Source organism: Acetobacterium sp., assembly GCF_030652775.1.
Classification (GTDB): Bacteria; Bacillota; Clostridia; order Eubacteriales; family Eubacteriaceae; genus Acetobacterium.
In genome coordinates, this window is sequence record NZ_JAUSPS010000046.1 from 1 (window position 1) to 18,213 (window position 18,213).

The window sequence follows — 18,213 nt, forward strand, 5'->3', positions numbered from 1 at the left end:
AAAATACCCCACAAGTAGTTCATTAGAAAGTCAATTGTTCAAAATGAAAAGTTCATATAAAACAAAAACCCATGAGTTGTTAAAAAATATGGCACTTTTATATGTTTTCTTAGGTTTGTTTACGATCGGATATAGCACCCTCTTTGAGACAAAAATTAGGACTAGCATCCTTCCCGATATTTTTATTAAATCACTAACAGGCACTATGAGCTTTCTTTTAAGTGTTTGGGGATGGTTGCCAATATTTATTTTGTACTTGCTTATTCGAAAAGCATTAGGAATAGATGAGAAGAAAGATGCTAAATTAGAAATAGAAAAAGACTGTATTAACGAAGCGTTAATAAGAAGAAAATCTGAAGAATGTTCTAATCAAACAAAATTGTAATGCCGGTGGTTAATGGTGCGCTGGCAGAAGCTGTTAGAAATATTTTGAGGTAAAGCATGGAAAAATTATTAAAAAGCCATAAGGTCAGACTGCTTATTTTTGCAACGGCAATTTCTTTGCATGCAGGGGTATTCACAATAAAAGAGGGAAACGTTGAACATGTTTTGTATTTCGGATTTCCTGATGCTTTTCTTACGCTGCATAGGCATATTTCCGAATTTCCTGCTGGTGCGGGAATTAATCCATTGCAATTCGTAGCAAATGTAGGTGTAATCTGGCTAATTCTGTTTTATTTGCCTAAGATATTTCGCAAGTTGGTGTTGATGGTACGAAAAAAGAAAGATGACGTTTGATACTAACGATAGATTATTTTTTTTGAAAAAGTGAAAAACAGACGCTTTGCGTGCAATAATGTAATAATAAAAAACCTGAGCAATTTATTAGCTAACATGTATCGTACACATTTATGTTCAATTATGACAAAGAGCGCTGTATTATTCAGGGGGAAAACCCTTTTATGGGAAGTGTTTAAAAGTTGGGGATCGATATCTCACAACACGCAAAGAAAAAGCGTACATGGTCTACGCCTAGAGAACGGGAAAAAAGCTTTAGAAAAATATGACGGGTCGATGGAGATTGAAGATGCGGGAAATGTTTTTTCAGTTTAGCACCTGATGTTCATATAAAATGAGTTAGAGGTATGTAATGTCTCAAGATAAGAACAATGAAGTATTTAATTACGATAAAATTTTCCAAAAGTATTCAAAACTTTTTAGAAATTCGAAATATGAAGTTTATGATTTAGAAAAATTTATATTTTTAATTGAAATAAAAGTTGCACATAGTGAAGGGTTAAAACCCAAAATATTTGATCCATTAGAAACTGTCTTGTACATAGTGATGGTTTTTATTATTGCATCTACAGTTTTACTATTATGTAGTCAAGACGCATTTTTTTGTGTTTTAGTGCTGGCTGTGTTTACTTATATCGCTTTATTTTTTATGGTAAATATTTTAAAAACTAAGTCAATTAATCAAATGACAGAATATTCAAAGGCTAAAAAAAAGTACTTAATCATAAAGAAATGCATTAAAAATGAAATTGTGAGACGCAAAGACAATGATATGAAAAATACTTATGAAGATATGGTAGATTTAATTTAGTCGTTAGTAAAAAAATTCAAAGGAGCCAGTAACATGAGATTCTTAATAGAAAAATTTCCCAAAAATAATGATTTTGATCCTGAAAATGAGGGGTATCATGCCATTAATGAGCCAAGCTTTTTAAAACTTTGCTTGATGGCAATTCCAGTTATTTTCATATCCATGTTTATCATTGGACTAATGCTAAAGATCCGGCTGGGAGCGGATTATCATTTGAGTATGATTGATAGTTTTCAAGATATTTTGATTTTACTAGCCTTAGTACCCATCCATGAAATGCTGCATGTGATAGTTTTTCCGGATAAAATTTCATCAACGGATATTTTTATTGGTACGTATAGAGGCGCAATTTATGTTGAATATTTACAGGATATAAAAAAAGAAAGGTTTTTGTTGGGATTGATATTGCCGATCATTGTTTTGACGGTTATACCCGTTTTAATTATATTGTCAACAAATGTAAATTATATTCTTTTGTCAAAAATTGCCCTGATGAACATGGTTTTATCGAGTATGGATGTCCTGTCATTTTATGGGGTTTTGAGTAAAATTCCGGCGAATGCAAAAATTAGAAATAAAAACTCGCAATCATACTGGAGATTTTAATAGCGGAGGTGTTAAAAATGAAAAAACAATATTACCTGGATTTAGGATTATTGATCATTATCCTGGGATTATCACTTTACTTGCTGGGACAAGTAGATAATCCAGTTTATACCATAATTCTGATTAGCTTTGCCATCATCTTCTCGTATATCAATCTGAGATTTAGAATTATCTTTAAATATCCCTATGAGGGTAAGCTAAGTATCAGTAATTATTCCGGCTATTTTCAAATTTTGTTGGGAAAGCTGTTGTACATCATTGGCTTAATAAATCTTGTAAATACGGACTCAGATAAGCAGCATAATTTTATCATCTACGGTTTTATTCCTGTTATCTGGTATCTATCGATGTTCCACAATACAGCTTATATCTATGATAGTTATTTAATCTACAATTTTTCAAGGGTTATTGATATTCAGGATATTGAACGGTATGAAATGAAGAAAAAATCTTTGGATACATATGTTATAATTGTTCATATGAAAAACCAAAAAGCGCTTAAGCTGAGTCTCAATGATTCTAATTATCATAAACTTCAATTGGAAATTAAGTAGCTGAATGTGAAATAATTTTCAAAACGAAGAGGGGGAGCTTGTCTTGAACTCATTAAAAAAAATCAAACAATTTAAACCATATCTGATTATAATCATTCTTTTCATTTACATCGCAGTTATTGGTAATGGAAAGCTTATAATGTCCGAAAACCAACTATTTTTTTATGTGGGGATCATTAGACCCATTGTGGGTTCATTAGTCGGTGTTTTTTTATATATATTCAGTTTAGATGATTTAAGATTGACTTTGAAAATTAATGTGCATGATATAATTATTGCGATATTCTTGATCTTGTTTTATTACGCTCGTTATATCTCAATACTTGGCTTTTATGTAAATATTACAATTTCAATACCATATTTATTAGTTAGCTCTCCGGTTATAGTATATGTTTTTCCAGTAGTAGCAGGATATTATTTCTCAAAAGGATTCGTTTCAACCAAAAATAAGAGCGATGTGGGTAACTGAAATCTTATAGTTAGTGCAGTAAATTTGGATCTGTAAGGAGGATGGTGAAAACATGAAAAGAAGGATGATACAGGTTGGTTTAATGATCGGCTACCTGTGTTTTTTTGTATTGATGGATTTTTGGGTCATATCCATTCAGAACAGCTTTAATCCGCTGGAACTGAGGAGCGATATTTTTCATTACAGTCGTTTTTGGGGGATGATGCTGATTGTTTTTTTTAAATGGTTTATGCTTGGCTTTCAGTTGAATTTTATGAGTAAGGGCGGAAAGCTGAGAGTAAAGGTTGACATCATTTATCTTGCGACTGCACTGACATGGGCAGCGATATATTTTATGATAAATTTATGCATCCTTGTTCCGATACCAAGGATTTATAGCGGAAAATATATGATGCAGTTAATTTGTCTCATCCCGATTTTGTCTGGATTCTTTATGTTTGAGAGTTTGTTCTTAGGTAGGTCGTCTGCAAACACATACCAATAAATTATAATTATATATAGCTGAAAAATAGTGAAGAGTTTTCATAGAAAGGAAGCGGTTGTTTTGCGAATTTTAGAAAAGATTTATCCGTATCTGGTTATACCATCAGTGATAATCTATATAGGTATTATTGAAAAGGTGAAATTTGTAGTAAAGAATAGTCCGATAGATTCAAACTTTAATTCAACCTTGCCATTTTTTTTCAGTGATGGTTTTTTCTTTATGGCTATTACGCTGCCTCTGATTAGCATGATGTTTGGAGTGTTGTTGGAATTATTGACCAGAAAACCAGCAGCACTTAAAATTGAAATAAACGGACAGTATCTGATTATATCATTTATTGTTGGCTTTTTATATTATATGCCTTACACACCAGCATCTATTCTTTTTTCATATATAAATTTTAACTCGGTTTTGATTGCGAATGCACCAGCCTTTTATCTCATCCCAACCCTTGCTGGATTTTATTTGACAAAAGGCTTACTTGCTTCAAAAGAAAGTGAAAATGGCTAAATTTGATTAACGATCATACGCATTAGGAGAATAAAGGTGATACAAGCACACAACACCCTCCGGCTTTGGCATTTGCCGGAGCTTTTTTTGTTTGGTCTATACAAAAAAAAGCGGCTGTGGGATAATAAACAAAATGGACAGGAGTGAGGACGCACAAATGAGAATATTACATACCGCCGATTGGCATTTAGGCAAAAATATTGAAGGTCATAGCCGGATGGATGAGCAGGCCTGCTTTCTGGCGGACTTTGTTAAAATAGTCAAGGACGAAAAAATAGATCTGCTGATCATTGCCGGGGATGTTTATGACAGCTATAATCCACCAGCCCGAGCTGAGGAATTGTTTTATGAGACCTTAAAGCAATTGTCCGACGGCGGGAAACGGCTGATCCTGGTGATCGCCGGTAATCACGACAATCCCCAGCGCCTTGAAGCGCCAGGACCGCTGGCTCGGGATCACGGCATTCTGATGGCGGGGGTTCCAAAAACGATCATCCCAACTGGTGCGTATGGTAAGCATCGAGTCGTGGCATCGGGAGAAGGTTATGTGGAGCTGGAAATCAACGGGGAACGAGCCGTGATTCTGCTGCTACCCTATCCCAGTGAAAAACGGCTCAATGAGGTTTTATATGACCTGACCACTGCCGAAGACGAAAATCAAAAGTCTTACAGTGATCGGATTCATAGCTATTTTTCGCAACTGGAGTGCCATTACAGAGACGATACCATCAATCTGGTCACGACCCATATTTTTGCTATGGGCAGCGAGGAAGCCGGATCAGAGCGAACGATTCAGCTGGGCGGAACCTATATTGTCGATGGCCAGTGCTTTCCTGAAAAAGCCCATTACATCGCCCTGGGACATATTCATAAACCCCAGGTGATTCCCGGTACCAATGGCCGGGGACGCTATGCCGGTTCACCGATTCATTTTAACCGCCGCGAAATCGCCTATGGAAAAAAATGTATGGTGGTGGAAATTGTCGTGGAAGATGGCGTTACCGTTAAAAATGAGATCCAGGAAATTGATCTGAAAGTATACAAGCCCATCGAGGTCTGGAAATGCGAAAATGTTGATGCCGCCATCGCCAGATGCGCAGCCAATGAGGAGCGATCCTGCTGGGTTTATCTGGAAATTGAGACCGATCACTATATCCGGGAAGACGAAATCAAAAAAATGAAGGCTCATAAGGATGATATTCTGGAGGTGATCCCCCGGCTGACAACATTAGAAACCGAGGCCAGCCTGGAAGCGCTGACAGAGAAATCCTTTGGCGATGTGTTTAAAGAATTTTACCGCCGGGAAAGGGGCACCGAAGCCGATGATGAGGTTCTCGAACTGCTACTTTCGTTGGTGCTTGAGGAGGACAAACAATGAGACCGATCCGGCTAAAAATTAAAGGCATTAACAGCTTTCAGGAAGAACAGCTCATTGATTTTGAGACCCTGACTAAGGCGGGTATTTTTGGCATTTTCGGACCTACCGGCAGCGGTAAATCGACCATTCTCGATGGGATTACCCTGGCGCTTTACGGCAAGCTGTCCCGCAACAGTACCAATTATATCAATGTCAACGAAGAGAAGGCCAGTGTCGTGTATGAGTTTATCATCGCCGGTGCTGAGGAAAAAACCTATCAGGTCAGCCGCGAGTTTAAGCGCAATAAAAACGAGGGTATCAATCAAGGGAAATGCCAATTGCTGGAATTAAGGCCGGAAGGGCCGCTGGTGCTGGCTGACAAGACCACCGAGGTGACCAACACCTGTGAGGAAATCATCGGTCTGGGTCTCACCGATTTTACCCGGACGGTGGTACTGCCCCAGGGCAAATTCAGCGATTTCTTAAAGCTGGAGGGAAAGCCCCGCCGGGATATGCTGGAGCGGCTTTTTAATTTGTCCAAATATGGGGATGATCTCTCCAATCGGCTTAAATCGGAGCGGATCAATGAGATTGAAAAACTCAACCAAATCGTCGGCAGCATGAACACCTATGAAGGGGTCAGCCCGGAAGCACTGGCAGAAAAGCAGGACAGCTATACGCAAAACCATCAGCAGCTTAAAGAAAACCGGGAACGATTTGAAAAGCTGAACGCCGAACTGTTAGAAGTCAAGGTTTTAATGGGTTTGCTCACGGAGCAGAAGACGACCCGTGACGAAGTTCGAAACCTTGAAATAAAGCAAACGGAAATCGCGGAAAAAGAACAGCAGGTGGTACTAGGGAAAAAAGCGCTGGAAGTGCGGCCTTTTCTGGAAGCCTTTGAAACCCTGAAAAATCAGGTTGAAGCAAGCCAAAACAGTCTGATTGGCAGCGAAGAAAAACTGGTGCAACTGCTTGTCGAAAAAGAAGCGTGCGAAAAAAACTTTAAGCAAACCGATGACTATAAAAGCGAAAACCTCTTTAAATTTCAGAGCAAGCTGGAAAAGGTGGCGGATGCCATTCTTTGGAAAGAAGCGCAGTTGGCGCTGGAAATGGAAATCCGTGAGCTGAATAAAAAAATGGATGCGGAAAATCATCACAAGATCAGCCTGGAAAATGAAAAAACACGGTTGACTCAGGAGCTGGAAAAAGCAAAAAAGCTACTTGATGAGCAGCGCCGGGAGGAAAAACAGTGTCGGATTGAATCGGATCATCGTGAAAAAATTAACCGCGGGATGGCCATCACCGAAGAAATCACCCGGTTAAAAAATGAAATTGAAAATGATACAATGCGTCTGGCGAAAAACCAGACTGAAATAAACAAGCTCCTCGAAAGCGAACAAAATCTTACTGAGCAAAAACAGGTAAAAGAAAGCGAACAGGCAGTTATCAATCAGGCGCTTAACGCTCATGAAAAGGCCCGGCCGGCGACCTGGGACAGCATTGGGAAGGAAAAAGAGGAGAGCATCCGCATCAAAAATGTTTTTCTCAAACAACGGGCGAGTAGGGAGAGTCTCACGGCGCTGGAAAGTCAGATCGATACCCTGATTCAGACCATTGAGACAAAAAAGTCTACCGAAAAGCTTTTAAAAGAAAAAAAGGCAGCGGTGGAAGAAGAATTGATGCTGCTGGAAAATAAACACATGGAGCTTATCCTCAGAAAGCAACTCAGAGCAGGAGAATCTTGCCCGGTTTGCGGCTCGACCGAACATCCTCTAACTGCGGATCCGGATGAATCGGATGATGCCATCCGGACGGAGGTCATCAAAAATGCTCATTTGCAGCAGGAACAGGAATTGGCAGAACTTGCCGCAGAGATTGCTCAATTAACCGGAAGCTTTACCATTCTGGTTGAAAATCAGAAGAATCTGAAAAGTGAAATCGCCAGCCTTGGCGAACCGATTCCTGAGGGGCAGCCGAAGTTACTGGAAACCGCTAATACCGAGCTAAGCCAGACTATGGAAGCCTGGGAACAGTTGCTGAAAAAAATGGAAACCCGGAACCATGAAGCAAAAAACCAGTTATTAAAGCTGGAAGGGGATCTCAAAGAAAAAACAGCCGGCAAGCAAGCGCTGCTGTTACAGACCCGGGAGCTGGAAGAACTTAAAAAGAATAAGGAAACAGCATCCCGTGAGCTGATAGCAGAAGGAGCTGAATTAAGAATTAAGCTCAAAGTCCCAAAAGCCTTTGATTTTCACACCGCTAATGAAACCATTAAAAAAATGGATCAGCGTCGGGGCGAATTGATGGATAGCCTCGAAAAACTGGAAAAAGGACTTAATGCCCATCAGCAGCAGCTTGAAAAACTGGGCGAAACGATCCATGGCATTAACCGGCAGCTGCAGGAGTATTTACTGTTGATTGGCGAAAAGGCCAGGCAGTTTAAAGAAAAAAGAATCGCCATTGAGGAAAAGCTGGGAAAAGATTATGAACTAAATGAGCTGGGTGAATTAAAAGATAAATTTTGCGGCAATATCAAATGGATCGAAAATGCCTGGAATACAGCCAAGAAAAAGCTGGAAACCGCTCAAGAAGAGTATGCAAAAAATCAGGAAACAGTGACCATTAAAAAAGCGAATCTACAAACCCTGCAACGCCAATTTGAAACCACCGAGATAGCTCAGAGAAAGCAGCTGGATGCTCTGGGTTTTAAAGATCTGACCACCGCTGTAAACGCCTGTATCGATGACCAAACCATCAAAAATTTAGAAATAGAGATTGATAATTTTTACCAGAACCGAACCAAACTAAATGGCAAGCTGGAAGACCTGAACAAAAAAATTAATGGTCGGGAAATGACCGCAGCGGCTTATGATGAGATTTGCTCATCTCATCAGCTGCTGGAAGAAAGCCTTGAACAGCAGAAGACCCTGGAAATCCGGCTAAAAACCAGCATTGACGAGCTGAAAAAACGTCTGGCCGAGCTGGCGAACTATTTGGAACAAAAGGAAAAAGTGGATCATCGGCTGGCACTGATTGCCGATCTGGAAAAACTGTTTTCCGGCAAGCGCTTTGTCGAGTTTGTGGCCGTATCCCGGCTCAAGTACATCTCGATTGAGGCATCCAAACGGCTCACCGATATCAGTAACGGTAATTATGGACTGGAAGCCGACGATGAGGGGAAATTTATTATCCGGGATTACAAAAACGGCGGTGCCGCCCGGGATGCTTCGACATTATCTGGCGGGGAAACCTTTCTGGCCTCCTTATCTTTGGCGCTGGCGCTGTCCGCTGAAATACAGCTAAAAGGACGGGCGCCACTGGAATTTTTCTTTCTGGATGAGGGCTTCGGCTCGCTCCATGAGGATGCCCTGGAGGTGGTGATGAATTCCATCGAAATGCTGCATAATGACCGCCTGAAGGTGGGGATCATCAGTCACGTGGAATCGATCAAGAACCGGATGCCGGTAAAACTGCTGATTACCCCGGGCGAAGCCGGCGTTGGCGGCAGCAAGGTGCGGATTGAAAAATAAGACGATTGAAAAATAAGACGGATTGAAAAAAGTGGATTGAAATATTAAAAGGACAAAGATGACTAAGGATTATACAATCAAGTATTCAAAACGAAAAACAATGGGACTTTATATAACTAAGAATGCCGAAATCGAGGCTCGGGTTCCCAACGGAACTCCCAAAAAAATCATTGCGGATTTTGTGCACCAACACCAGCACTGGATTAACACCCACCACGGTGCGGTAGCCCAACAGGTAAACGAACGGGAAAATTTCGAACTGCGATTTGGCACCAAGCTGCTATTCCTGGGCCATGAATTCCCCCTGGTGCCGGTAGAAAAATCGGCATTCGGTTTTGACGGCCAGCACTTCTACGGCTATGCCCAGATGTCGGCCGCGGAATTAAAAACCAGTCTGGTAGGCAGCTACCGAACCCTGGCCAAAAGAGTAATTGTGGAGCAGGTGAATGCGCTGGCAAAACATATGGGACTAAAGCCCAAGGCCGTCAAAATAAATGGAGCGAAAAGCCGCTGGGGTTCCTGTTCCAGCGCCGGCAATCTCAATTTTTCCTGGTATCTGGTGATGGCCGAAGAAGCCACCATTCGCTATGTGGTAGTTCACGAGTTGGCCCATCTCATCGAAATGAATCATTCCCCCAGCTTCTGGCGTATCGTAGAACAGGTTTTGCCCAATTACAAAGTGGAACGGGAAAAGCTGAAAATACTCCAGAAAAAATTAAGCGTCCAGTGCTGGGAATAAGCGAGACAATCTCGCTTGAGGTTGTCGATAAACTCCCGTACCGACCAATTGTTAATCTGTTGTTCGCTGCGGAATCGGACAGGCTACGCCATGTCCGCTCCGATGCGTACAACATGATGTAACAATTGTCGGTACTAGGCTATCTTTTTTGACAGTCTGAAGCGAGACCATCTCGCTTATTTTTTTGCTTAAAAACTTGACAGTTGGGAAAAAAGAGTTTATAGTGTATATATAGTATATATACACTAAGACGAAAGGAATGAGGTGATTTGTTGAATATCGTCATCAGCAATTCAAGTGACAAACCGATTTATGAGCAAATTGCCAAGCAGATCAAGAAGATGATTATCAGCGGCGAGCTGAGCCCCGGGGACGCCCTGCCAAGCATGCGTTTTCTGGCCAAGGAGCTGCGGATCAGCGTGATTACCACCAAACGGGCCTACTCAGATCTGGAGCGGGATGGGTTTATTGAAACCGTCACTGGCAAGGGCAGTTTTGTGGCCAACCAGAATTTATCGTTTATTCGGGAAGAGCAACTAAGGCTGGCCGAAGAGCTTTTGCAGAAAGCGGTAGATATTGCCAGAAGCAGTGACATTTCCTGGGAGGAACTCAGTGAGCTGTTGGAACTATTGTATAAGGGAGAATAAAATGACTAATGCCATCGAAATCAAAAATTTAAACAAAAAGTATAAAGATTTTCAACTAAAAGATGTTAATTTTAAGGTGCCCAGAGGCAGCATTGTCGGCTTTATCGGTGAGAATGGGGCTGGTAAAACCACGACCATAAAAGCGATGCTTAATCTGGTCAAGCGGGATGAGGGAACCATTGAAATGCTGGGAATGGATACCTTAAAAGATGAGAAAAAGATCAAAGAATCAGTCGGCGTTGTGATGGACGGCTGCAACTTTCACGACAATTTAAAAACCGGTGATATTTCTAAGATGCTGAACAGCATCTATAAAAACTGGAATACGCAATTATTTCAGAACTATCTGAAAAAATTCATACTGCCGGAAAATAAGATTATCAAGGAATTTTCCCGGGGAATGAAAATGAAGCTGCAGATTGCGGTGGCGCTATCCCACGAACCAGAGCTGCTAATTTTAGACGAAGCCACTAGCGGGCTGGATCCGATTGTCCGGGAGGAAATCCTGGATGTCTTTATGGAGTTTATCCAGGATGAAAAACACGCCATCCTGATATCCTCGCACATCACCAGTGATCTCGATAAGATCGCCGATTATATTGTGTTTATTCACCAGGGTGAAATTCTGCTGGATGAAGAAAAAGAGACTTTGCTTTCTAAAATGGGCATTTTGAAATGCGGCGAAGAAGACTTCCGAAAACTTGAAAGCGATGAATATATCCGCTATCGCAAAAATCAGTTCAGTTTTGAGGTGCTGGTTAATGATAAGGTTGCCATCCGAAAAAAATATCCAGACGCCGTTGTGGATGGGGTAACCATTGAACAAATTATGCTGTTTTATGTAAGGGGGGAAAAATAATGAAGGGACTGATCTTAAAAGATCTGCTTAATCTGAAAAGTACATTTAAAATGTTGGGATTGATGATTTTCCTTTTTGCGGTTATTTACATACCCCAGGGAAATGGTTTTATCTTTGGTATGATTATCCTGATGGTTTCGATGATGGTGGTGACCACGATTAGCTATGACGATTTGGCCAAGTGGGACGCCTACGCCTTGACGATGCCGGTGACCCGAAAAGAAATAGTGCTCAGTAAATATCTGGTGATGGCACTCTTAAATACCCTGGGGGCAGTGTTAGCCTTAATCGTCGGAATAATCGGGAGTATGATCATGGGTCAAAGTTTTTCTACGGAAGTTCTGGCCATTATTGGGGTGCTCTATTTGATTGCCTTTAGTTATGGTTCAATGATGGTGCCGCTGATTTACCGGTTTGGCACCGAAAAAGCCCGACTGATGCTGATTTTAAGCGCTCTGATTCCCACCGGCCTGATTCTGCTGGTGACACAGATGCAGATCCCTCTGCCAGAAGCGGCCAATCCATTGATTTATTTCTTTTTGCTGCTTGGCTTTACCGTCATAATGGTGTTTGTTTCCTTTTTTATTTCGCTACGGATTTATAGTAACAAAGAATTTTAGAACAAAGAAAAATTCGGTAAAATATACGGAGTAAAAACAATAAAAGGGGGCTGAAAAATCAGCTCCCTTTATTGTTCGTTCGGTACCATTTTGCTAAAAGATATTAGTTAATCTTCCAGCCGTTCCTGCAAAGAATCTTCGAAGGCATTGATCCCGATGCGGTCGAGCACGGCAGAAATCCGTTCACCGTCTTTGCCCAGTTCCAGGTAGGTGGCCAGAATTTTTTCAATCAGAGTGGGAATTTCTGCGGCGGCATACAGGTCGGTTAAGCGGTCGCCGAAGCGGTAACCCCGACCCATCCGGCCACCCAGATAAACGGCAATGCCGCGAACCTCTTCGGTGATCGCACCAGTGGTGCATACCTGGGCACACTTGCCACAATTGACGCATTTTCGTTCATTCCAAAGGAGCTTTTGATTAAGCATCGTCAGCGATTGAGCCCGACAGACCTTGGTGCATTTTCCACAGTTAATACAGGCATCCCAGTCAAATTGAATATAGGCCTGTCCCACCAAGCCGATATCATTGGTGTTGGCCTTGGCGCAATTGTTGGGGCAGCCGACAAAGGTGATTTTTGTTTTGGCATGAAGATCCCGGCCGAAAAATTGGTCATGACAGATACCGCACAGCTTTTGCGTATCGTAAAGACCATGTTGGCAAACGGTGCCCTTACAGGCTACCAGGGGGCGGATTTTTTTACCGGTGCCACCGTAAACCAGTCCCCCGGTAGTAAGGGCTGATTTAACGGCTTCAATATCGTCGTAAGTGATCCAGGGAATCTCAATGGCCAATCGAGTGGTTTCGCCCAGATAACCCCGGCCATATTTTTCGGCGATTTCCGCCAGGGTCTGGAATTCTGCTGAGGAGAAATTTCCGGCTCGGCTTAAAACCCGAATGGAAAAATAACCCTCCTGCTGTTGGGCTAAGATCCCCTGGGCTTTCAATGCTGCAATTTCATTTTGTGTGATCACGCGGTTACCTGCTTTCGTTTAAAGGGTTGAGGCAATTTCAAAAATAAGTGGACACGGATGCGATCTTCATTCTTATCATCACGGATCAGATACTCTTTTTGAGTGCCGATGTTTTATTTTCTCTATTGTATGCCTAGTTTCTAAAAACAATATTAAATTTTACCGTCGCAAAATGCTGGAGTTGTGTTAAAATAAACAGAATCATAAAGAATTAAGGAGCGACTATGCTAAAACTTGAACAGGTCTCAAAAACCTATGGTAATAAAAATGAAAAAGCCGTCGATAATGTCAGCTTTGAAGTACATCCCGGTGAAATATTTGGATTTGTCGGACCCAATGGCGCTGGAAAAACCACTACCATTAAAATGATTGTCAGCTTGCTGGCTCCCAATAGCGGTAAAATAAGGATCAATGGGATCGATAATCAGAACGATATCCTGGCTGCAAAAAAACAATTCAGCTATGTACCGGACAGTCCGGAGCTGTTCGAAAAGATTAAGGGCATCGAATATCTGAAATTTATGGCTGATGTATATCAGGTACCCGCCGTAGAAAGACAGGAACGGATCGAGAAATATCTGGATATTTTTGAAATTAAGGATGCCGTCAACGATCCGATCGGATCCTTTTCCCATGGGATGAAGCAGAAACTGGCACTGGTAGGGGCACTTATTCACGATCCCCAGGTTTTTATCCTGGACGAACCGATGGTTGGTCTGGATCCTAAGGCATCCTTTGAGCTTAAAAAGATTATGCGCGATCATTGTGATCGGGGGCGGTCGGTTTTCTTTTCCACCCATGTTCTGGATGTCGCCGAAAAAATCTGTGATCGGATTGCCATTATTAAAAAAGGTAAGATCATTGAAGTCGGAACGATGGCCGAAATTCGTGAAAAAGCCGGGAGTCAGGAGTCATTAGAAAATATTTTCCTGGAGTTGACCGAATAATGAAAGAGATAGTAAATTTAACCAAATTATTTATCAACGAATCATTGGGATTTTCGTTGTTCTTCTATAATCAGAAGTTTAATAAAAAAGAATTTTATAAACAGCTTTTTACCCTGATTATTGTTCCGGTGGCGTTGATCCCTGCCTTTTTTATGTATGTTTCGCTAATGTCAGCCACCTATTTTGGGCTGACGATGATTAATCAGACTTCGGTTTTTTTAAGTATCGGGTATATTATGGCAACGGTATTGATTATCGTTTTTGGGATCATGTATATTCTTTCGGAATTTTATTTTTCAGATAATATCGAAGAACTGATCCCACTGCCGATCAGCCAAAGAAAATTGATCATTGCAAAGTTCTTAAGTATTCTGGTGTTTGAATATATTTTTGCGGCCTTCATTTTTCTGCCGATTCTGATTATTTATGGAGTCGGTCAGGGCATGGGATTGCTTTATGTGCTGTTATCTTTTTTGATCTTTTTGACCATCCCGGTGCTGCCGCTTTCGTTGATGACTGCTCTGATCATGTTGATGATGCAATCGGCTTCCCTCAAAGGCCGCAAGGACATGCTGCAGATTGTTTTTGTCTTTATCGGCATTGCCGTTATTTTTGGCGTGCAGATCTGGTTTACCAGCCAATTGGGGAATGGCGATGAGGTCGATTTTCAGCTCCTGATGAATACCATGCTGAGCAATAATGAGGGGATTCTAAACATCATTGGTTATGCCATGCCGACCAGCTTTTTAATGGCCTGGGCACTGAATAAAATCACCCTGATGTCCTTTGTCTGGGTAGGCGCGCTACTGGGAATTACCTTATTATCCGGCGCCCTGATGGTCGCAATCGGCGAACGGGTTTATATTAAGAGTATTGTCAGTGGAAAATCCATGAAAAAAGGCAAACAATTAAGCGGGGCTGAGCGAAGTAAAGCGCTAGGTAAAAAAAGCCATGGCGCCATGGCGGTATTTACCATGGATTTGCGGCTACTGTTGCGGACGCCGGTGTACTTTTTTAATAATGTCAGCGTGGTCATCATTGCCCCGCTGTGTGTCTTCTTAAGCTTTTATTTTATTAAAATACCCCCGGAAGATCTGCAGGGAATGCAGGAGTTTTTCAGAGCGATGCCGGTTTTAATCAACTTTTTACTGATTTCCTTTTTTATTTTTTTCGGTGGTACCTCAGCCACTACGGCCACCACCTTTTCCCGGGAAGGAAAAGCCTCCTGGCTGACCCGGATGATCCCGGTGACAGCCAGGGATCAGATCGTCGGACGAACCGGCGTTGCGATGCTGATTCAAAGCCTGGGGATCGTGTTTACCATCATTGCGATTCAACTCATCTTTCCCTTAACCCTGTCCACCCTGCTATTAACGGTTGTTCTGGGGATTCTGGGATCACTGCCGATTTTGCTATTTGGATTGTTCATGGACATGAATCGACCGTTGCTTAATTGGGACAACCCCCAAAAGGCGATCAAAAACAATATGAACGTGGTCATCACGCTTTTTGTCGGGATGGCCTATACCGGGCTGCTGATTGGGATCAGTGGTTTGCTGGGATATTTTGTTAACCCTTTGCTGGGGTATGGCTTGTTTTTGTTGATCAGTATTGGCATCAGTGTTGTTTTTTACCAGGTGATCAGCAATCGCCTGGAAGCGGAATTCCTGAATTTTGAATAACAAATTAAAGCCTAAGTTAATGGTTGCGAATCATAATAGCTAATATGAATGATTTTAATCAATTCGCAAAATCAGTTCGTAAAATCAGTTAGAAAAATAAAAAGGAGTTGAAGAAATGGCTCTCGACGACGTTCAAAAGAAAGCGAATCGACTTGTTCATGAAATGAGTCCTTATTTATTACAGCATGCCTATAATCCGGTTAATTGGTATCCCTGGTCGGATGAGGCCTTCAAGCTCGCCAAAAGACAGGATAAGCCGATTTTTCTTTCGATCGGCTACAGCACCTGTCACTGGTGTCATGTGATGGAAAAAGAATCCTTTGAAGATGAAGAAGTGGCCGAAATCCTGAATAAATATTTTATCAGCATTAAGGTGGATCGGGAAGAACGGCCGGACATTGATCAGATTTATATGACTTTTTCTCAGGTCAGCACCGGTCAGGGCGGCTGGCCGCTCAATGCTTTTTTAACCGCCGATCGAAAACCCTTTTATGTCACCACCTATCTGCCCAAACAATCCCGCTACGGACATCCCGGCATCATCGATGTGTTGCTGGGAATTGAAAGCCAGTGGCGAAAAAACAATGAAGACATTGTTCATTCGGCCAATAAGATGACCGGACTACTAAATGATCTGGAGGAAAGAAAAGGCGAAACGGAAATAAAGCGAACGATCTTTTTTGATGCCTATGATTTCTTTGATGAAAGCTTTGATGATCGCTATGGCGGCTTTGGCAAGGCTCCCAAATTTCCCACCCCTCATCATCTGTTTTACCTGTTGCGCTGCTATCAGGCCTTTAAACAGCCCGATGCTCTGGTAATGGTGGAGAAAACCCTGCAACAGATGTACAAGGGCGGTATTTTTGATCATGTCGGGTTTGGCTTTTCCCGCTATTCAACCGATGAACAATGGCTGGTTCCTCATTTTGAAAAAATGCTTTATGACAATGCTCTGTTGATCATGGTTTATGCCGAAACCTACCAGGCCTCCGGCAATCAATTATATAAAAAAATAGCCGAAAAAACGATCACCTATGTCAACCGCGACCTGAGATCCCCGGAAGGCGCCTTTTACAGCGCTGAGGATGCCGACTCGGAAGGGGAAGAAGGCAAGTTTTATGTCTGGTCGATGGATAAGGTCGAAAAAATATTGGGAAAAAAGCGGGCCGATGTCTTTTTTAAATTCTATCCGATGACGCCTAAAGGCAATTTTGAAGGCAAGAACATTCCCAACATGATCGATAGTGACCTTGATCTGATCGAAGCCAATCCGGAGCTGGAAAAAGCCCTCGATGAGATGACCGCCGATCTCTTTGCCCAACGCGAAAAACGGGTTCATCCCCATAAGGATGACAAGATCCTGACCTCATGGAATGGTCTGATGATTGCAGCTCTGGCTATGTCTGGCCGGATATTCAACAAGACCGTCTATATCAAACAAGCCGAAGAGGCGATGGCCTTTATTGAAGCCAACATGACCAGGCTAAATGGCCGTCTTTATGCCCGGTATCGAAAGGGTGAGGCGAAAATCCTGGCTTATCTGGATGATTATGCCAGCGTCATCTGGGGATATTTGGAGCTTTATCAGGCTAGCTTTAAAACTGAATATCTGGAAAAGGCGATTGTCCGGGCAGTCGATATGATCAACCTCTTTGGCGACGAATTTGGCACCGCCGGCTTTTTTCTATACGGAAATGACGCCGAACAACTGATTGCCCGACCCAAGGAAGTCTATGACAACGCCAAGCCATCGGGAAACTCACTGGCGGCCTATTGTCTGCTTAAGCTAGGAAAAATAACCGGGGAACAAAAATACATTGACATTGTCAATGGCATGTTTGCCTATTTTGCTGGAAACCTGAATCAGGCACCGATGGCCAGCACGATGATGCTCTGTGCAAAATTATTCCATGAACAGCCAACCACCGAAGTAGTCTTTGCCGGATATGAGAAGGATACGACGATCCGGGAGATGAACCGCCGCTTGAACCAGCAATTTCTGCCTTTTTCGGTGGTGCTTTTTAACAAAAGCGAAACAGATTTGAAAAAAATCAATGAATTTGCCGTCAATCAGCAGATGATTCACGGCGAACCCACGGCTTATATCTGTAAAAACTACCGCTGTGAGCAGCCGGTGAATGATCTTGAAGCCTTTCTTAAAATTATTGAAGACTGATTATTACTCATAAAAATGGGGTAATAACTAAGTAATGACAGGAAAGGAAGGAACCACTGTGAAATACGAAAAAAAAGATCAGGACACCTTAATAAAAACGCTGACGCCGGATCAATATGCGGTGACCCAGAAAAATGCCACCGAACCACCGTTTGAAAATAAATACTATAACGAATATCGCAAGGGGCTTTATGTGGATATCACCACCGGCGAACCGCTTTTTTCCTCCAGCGACAAATTTGAATCGGGCTGCGGCTGGCCCAGCTTCGCCAAGCCGATCGATCCCGAAGTTGTCAAAGAACTCAGTGACACCACCCTACGGATGAAGCGCACCGAGGTGCGCAGCGTCACCGGCGATGCCCACCTGGGTCATGTGTTTGAGGATGGCCCGATCACCACCGGGGGCTTGCGATACTGCATCAACAGTGCCTCCCTCCGCTTTATCCCGGCCGACGAAATGGAAGCTCAGGGTTACGGTGACTATTTGAAATTTGTTGATTAGATTGATCGGTT

19 protein-coding genes are annotated in these 18,213 nt (G+C 42.3%); 18 read left to right on the forward strand and 1 reads right to left on the reverse strand.

Features of this window, described 5'->3' with window-relative positions:
- From Q7J41_RS07805 to Q7J41_RS07870, 14 genes are all read left to right on the forward strand, one after another.
- On the forward strand, nucleotides 1-385 hold a 385-nt coding region (locus Q7J41_RS07805; protein ID WP_304886861.1), incomplete at its 5' end, for a hypothetical protein.
- A gap of 56 nt (nucleotides 386-441) precedes the next feature.
- Nucleotides 442-738 (forward strand): hypothetical protein, encoded by a 297-nt coding sequence (locus Q7J41_RS07810; protein ID WP_304886863.1) that lies wholly within the window; start codon nucleotides 442-444, stop codon nucleotides 736-738.
- A 352-nt stretch (nucleotides 739-1,090) separates the two neighbouring features.
- Nucleotides 1,091-1,549 carry a hypothetical protein gene (locus tag Q7J41_RS07815; RefSeq protein WP_304886865.1) on the forward strand — a complete coding sequence of 153 codons (459 nt, stop codon included), beginning with the start codon at nucleotides 1,091-1,093 and terminating at the stop codon, nucleotides 1,547-1,549.
- Nucleotides 1,550-1,582: 33 nt separating this feature from the next.
- Nucleotides 1,583-2,155, forward strand: a complete 573-nt coding sequence (locus Q7J41_RS07820) for a DUF3267 domain-containing protein (protein ID WP_304886866.1) — start codon at nucleotides 1,583-1,585, stop codon at nucleotides 2,153-2,155.
- A gap of 17 nt (nucleotides 2,156-2,172) precedes the next feature.
- Complete coding sequence (locus tag Q7J41_RS07825; RefSeq protein WP_304886868.1) at nucleotides 2,173-2,709, forward strand: hypothetical protein; 537 nt, start codon at nucleotides 2,173-2,175, stop codon at nucleotides 2,707-2,709.
- A gap of 43 nt (nucleotides 2,710-2,752) precedes the next feature.
- Entirely contained in the window at nucleotides 2,753-3,178 is a 426-nt protein-coding gene (locus tag Q7J41_RS07830) for a hypothetical protein (RefSeq protein WP_304886870.1), read from the forward strand.
- A 52-nt stretch (nucleotides 3,179-3,230) separates the two neighbouring features.
- Nucleotides 3,231-3,662 (forward strand): hypothetical protein, encoded by a 432-nt coding sequence (locus Q7J41_RS07835; RefSeq protein WP_304886872.1) that lies wholly within the window; start codon nucleotides 3,231-3,233, stop codon nucleotides 3,660-3,662.
- 60 nt (nucleotides 3,663-3,722) lie between these two features.
- The gene (locus Q7J41_RS07840) at nucleotides 3,723-4,172 is read left to right on the forward strand and encodes a hypothetical protein (RefSeq protein WP_304886874.1); all 450 of its coding nucleotides are present in this window, start codon (nucleotides 3,723-3,725) and stop codon (nucleotides 4,170-4,172) included.
- Nucleotides 4,173-4,329: 157 nt separating this feature from the next.
- Nucleotides 4,330-5,550: an exonuclease SbcCD subunit D gene (locus Q7J41_RS07845; RefSeq protein WP_304886876.1), complete on the forward strand. Its 1,221-nt coding sequence runs from the start codon at nucleotides 4,330-4,332 to the stop codon at nucleotides 5,548-5,550.
- The gene (locus tag Q7J41_RS07850) at nucleotides 5,547-9,059 is read left to right on the forward strand and encodes an AAA family ATPase (RefSeq protein ID WP_304886878.1); all 3,513 of its coding nucleotides are present in this window, start codon (nucleotides 5,547-5,549) and stop codon (nucleotides 9,057-9,059) included. The genes Q7J41_RS07845 and Q7J41_RS07850 overlap by 4 nt, the downstream gene beginning before the upstream one ends.
- 58 nt (nucleotides 9,060-9,117) lie before the next feature.
- Entirely contained in the window at nucleotides 9,118-9,798 is a 681-nt protein-coding gene (locus Q7J41_RS07855; RefSeq protein ID WP_304886880.1) for a M48 family metallopeptidase, read from the forward strand.
- Nucleotides 9,799-10,070: 272 nt separating this feature from the next.
- Nucleotides 10,071-10,445, forward strand: a complete 375-nt coding sequence (locus Q7J41_RS07860) for a GntR family transcriptional regulator (RefSeq protein WP_304886883.1) — start codon at nucleotides 10,071-10,073, stop codon at nucleotides 10,443-10,445.
- A 1-nt stretch (nucleotide 10,446) separates the two neighbouring features.
- Nucleotides 10,447-11,304: an ABC transporter ATP-binding protein gene (locus tag Q7J41_RS07865; RefSeq protein WP_304886885.1), complete on the forward strand. Its 858-nt coding sequence runs from the start codon at nucleotides 10,447-10,449 to the stop codon at nucleotides 11,302-11,304.
- Entirely contained in the window at nucleotides 11,304-11,924 is a 621-nt protein-coding gene (locus tag Q7J41_RS07870; protein WP_304886887.1) for an ABC-2 transporter permease, read from the forward strand. The genes Q7J41_RS07865 and Q7J41_RS07870 overlap by 1 nt, the downstream gene beginning before the upstream one ends.
- Before the next feature lie 107 nt (nucleotides 11,925-12,031).
- On the opposite strand, the gene Q7J41_RS07875 is transcribed toward Q7J41_RS07870, so the two are convergent.
- On the reverse strand, nucleotides 12,032-12,895 hold the full coding sequence (locus tag Q7J41_RS07875; protein ID WP_304886889.1) for a 4Fe-4S binding protein: 864 nt from the start codon (nucleotides 12,893-12,895) through the stop codon (nucleotides 12,032-12,034).
- Nucleotides 12,896-13,119: 224 nt separating this feature from the next.
- Here Q7J41_RS07875 and Q7J41_RS07880 point away from each other — a divergent pair, with 224 nt between their 5' ends.
- The 4 genes from Q7J41_RS07880 to msrB all read left to right on the forward strand — a co-directional run bounded on the left by Q7J41_RS07880 (nucleotide 13,120) and on the right by msrB (nucleotide 18,202).
- Nucleotides 13,120-13,842 carry an ABC transporter ATP-binding protein gene (locus tag Q7J41_RS07880; protein ID WP_304886890.1) on the forward strand — a complete coding sequence of 241 codons (723 nt, stop codon included), beginning with the start codon at nucleotides 13,120-13,122 and terminating at the stop codon, nucleotides 13,840-13,842.
- Nucleotides 13,842-15,524 (forward strand): hypothetical protein, encoded by a 1,683-nt coding sequence (locus Q7J41_RS07885; protein WP_304886892.1) that lies wholly within the window; start codon nucleotides 13,842-13,844, stop codon nucleotides 15,522-15,524. Before Q7J41_RS07880 ends, Q7J41_RS07885 begins: the two co-directional genes overlap by 1 nt.
- A 115-nt stretch (nucleotides 15,525-15,639) precedes the next feature.
- A complete protein-coding gene (locus Q7J41_RS07890) occupies nucleotides 15,640-17,700 on the forward strand; it encodes a thioredoxin domain-containing protein (RefSeq protein ID WP_304886894.1) in 2,061 nt (686 codons plus the stop codon).
- Nucleotides 17,701-17,758: 58 nt separating this feature from the next.
- Nucleotides 17,759-18,202 carry a peptide-methionine (R)-S-oxide reductase MsrB gene (gene msrB, locus Q7J41_RS07895; RefSeq protein ID WP_304886897.1) on the forward strand — a complete coding sequence of 148 codons (444 nt, stop codon included), beginning with the start codon at nucleotides 17,759-17,761 and terminating at the stop codon, nucleotides 18,200-18,202.
- Nucleotides 18,203-18,213 lie beyond the last annotated feature (11 nt).

Bases quoted from the DNA above. Each gene is read 5' to 3' on its own strand.
- Q7J41_RS07835 (WP_304886872.1), top strand. From the start codon at position 3,231: ATGAAAAGAAGGATGATACAGGTTGGTTTAATGATCGGCTACCTGTGT.
- Q7J41_RS07855 (WP_304886880.1), top strand. From the start codon at position 9,118: ATGACTAAGGATTATACAATCAAGTATTCAAAACGAAAAACAATGGGA.
- Q7J41_RS07815 (WP_304886865.1), top strand. From the start codon at position 1,091: ATGTCTCAAGATAAGAACAATGAAGTATTTAATTACGATAAAATTTTC.
- Q7J41_RS07885 (WP_304886892.1), top strand. From the start codon at position 13,842: ATGAAAGAGATAGTAAATTTAACCAAATTATTTATCAACGAATCATTG.
- Q7J41_RS07850 (WP_304886878.1), top strand. From the start codon at position 5,547: ATGAGACCGATCCGGCTAAAAATTAAAGGCATTAACAGCTTTCAGGAA.
- Q7J41_RS07820 (WP_304886866.1), top strand. From the start codon at position 1,583: ATGAGATTCTTAATAGAAAAATTTCCCAAAAATAATGATTTTGATCCT.
- Q7J41_RS07825 (WP_304886868.1), top strand. From the start codon at position 2,173: ATGAAAAAACAATATTACCTGGATTTAGGATTATTGATCATTATCCTG.
- Q7J41_RS07880 (WP_304886890.1), top strand. From the start codon at position 13,120: ATGCTAAAACTTGAACAGGTCTCAAAAACCTATGGTAATAAAAATGAA.
- Q7J41_RS07865 (WP_304886885.1), top strand. From the start codon at position 10,447: ATGACTAATGCCATCGAAATCAAAAATTTAAACAAAAAGTATAAAGAT.
- Q7J41_RS07845 (WP_304886876.1), top strand. From the start codon at position 4,330: ATGAGAATATTACATACCGCCGATTGGCATTTAGGCAAAAATATTGAA.
- Q7J41_RS07890 (WP_304886894.1), top strand. From the start codon at position 15,640: ATGGCTCTCGACGACGTTCAAAAGAAAGCGAATCGACTTGTTCATGAA.
- Q7J41_RS07810 (WP_304886863.1), top strand. From the start codon at position 442: ATGGAAAAATTATTAAAAAGCCATAAGGTCAGACTGCTTATTTTTGCA.
- Q7J41_RS07870 (WP_304886887.1), top strand. From the start codon at position 11,304: ATGAAGGGACTGATCTTAAAAGATCTGCTTAATCTGAAAAGTACATTT.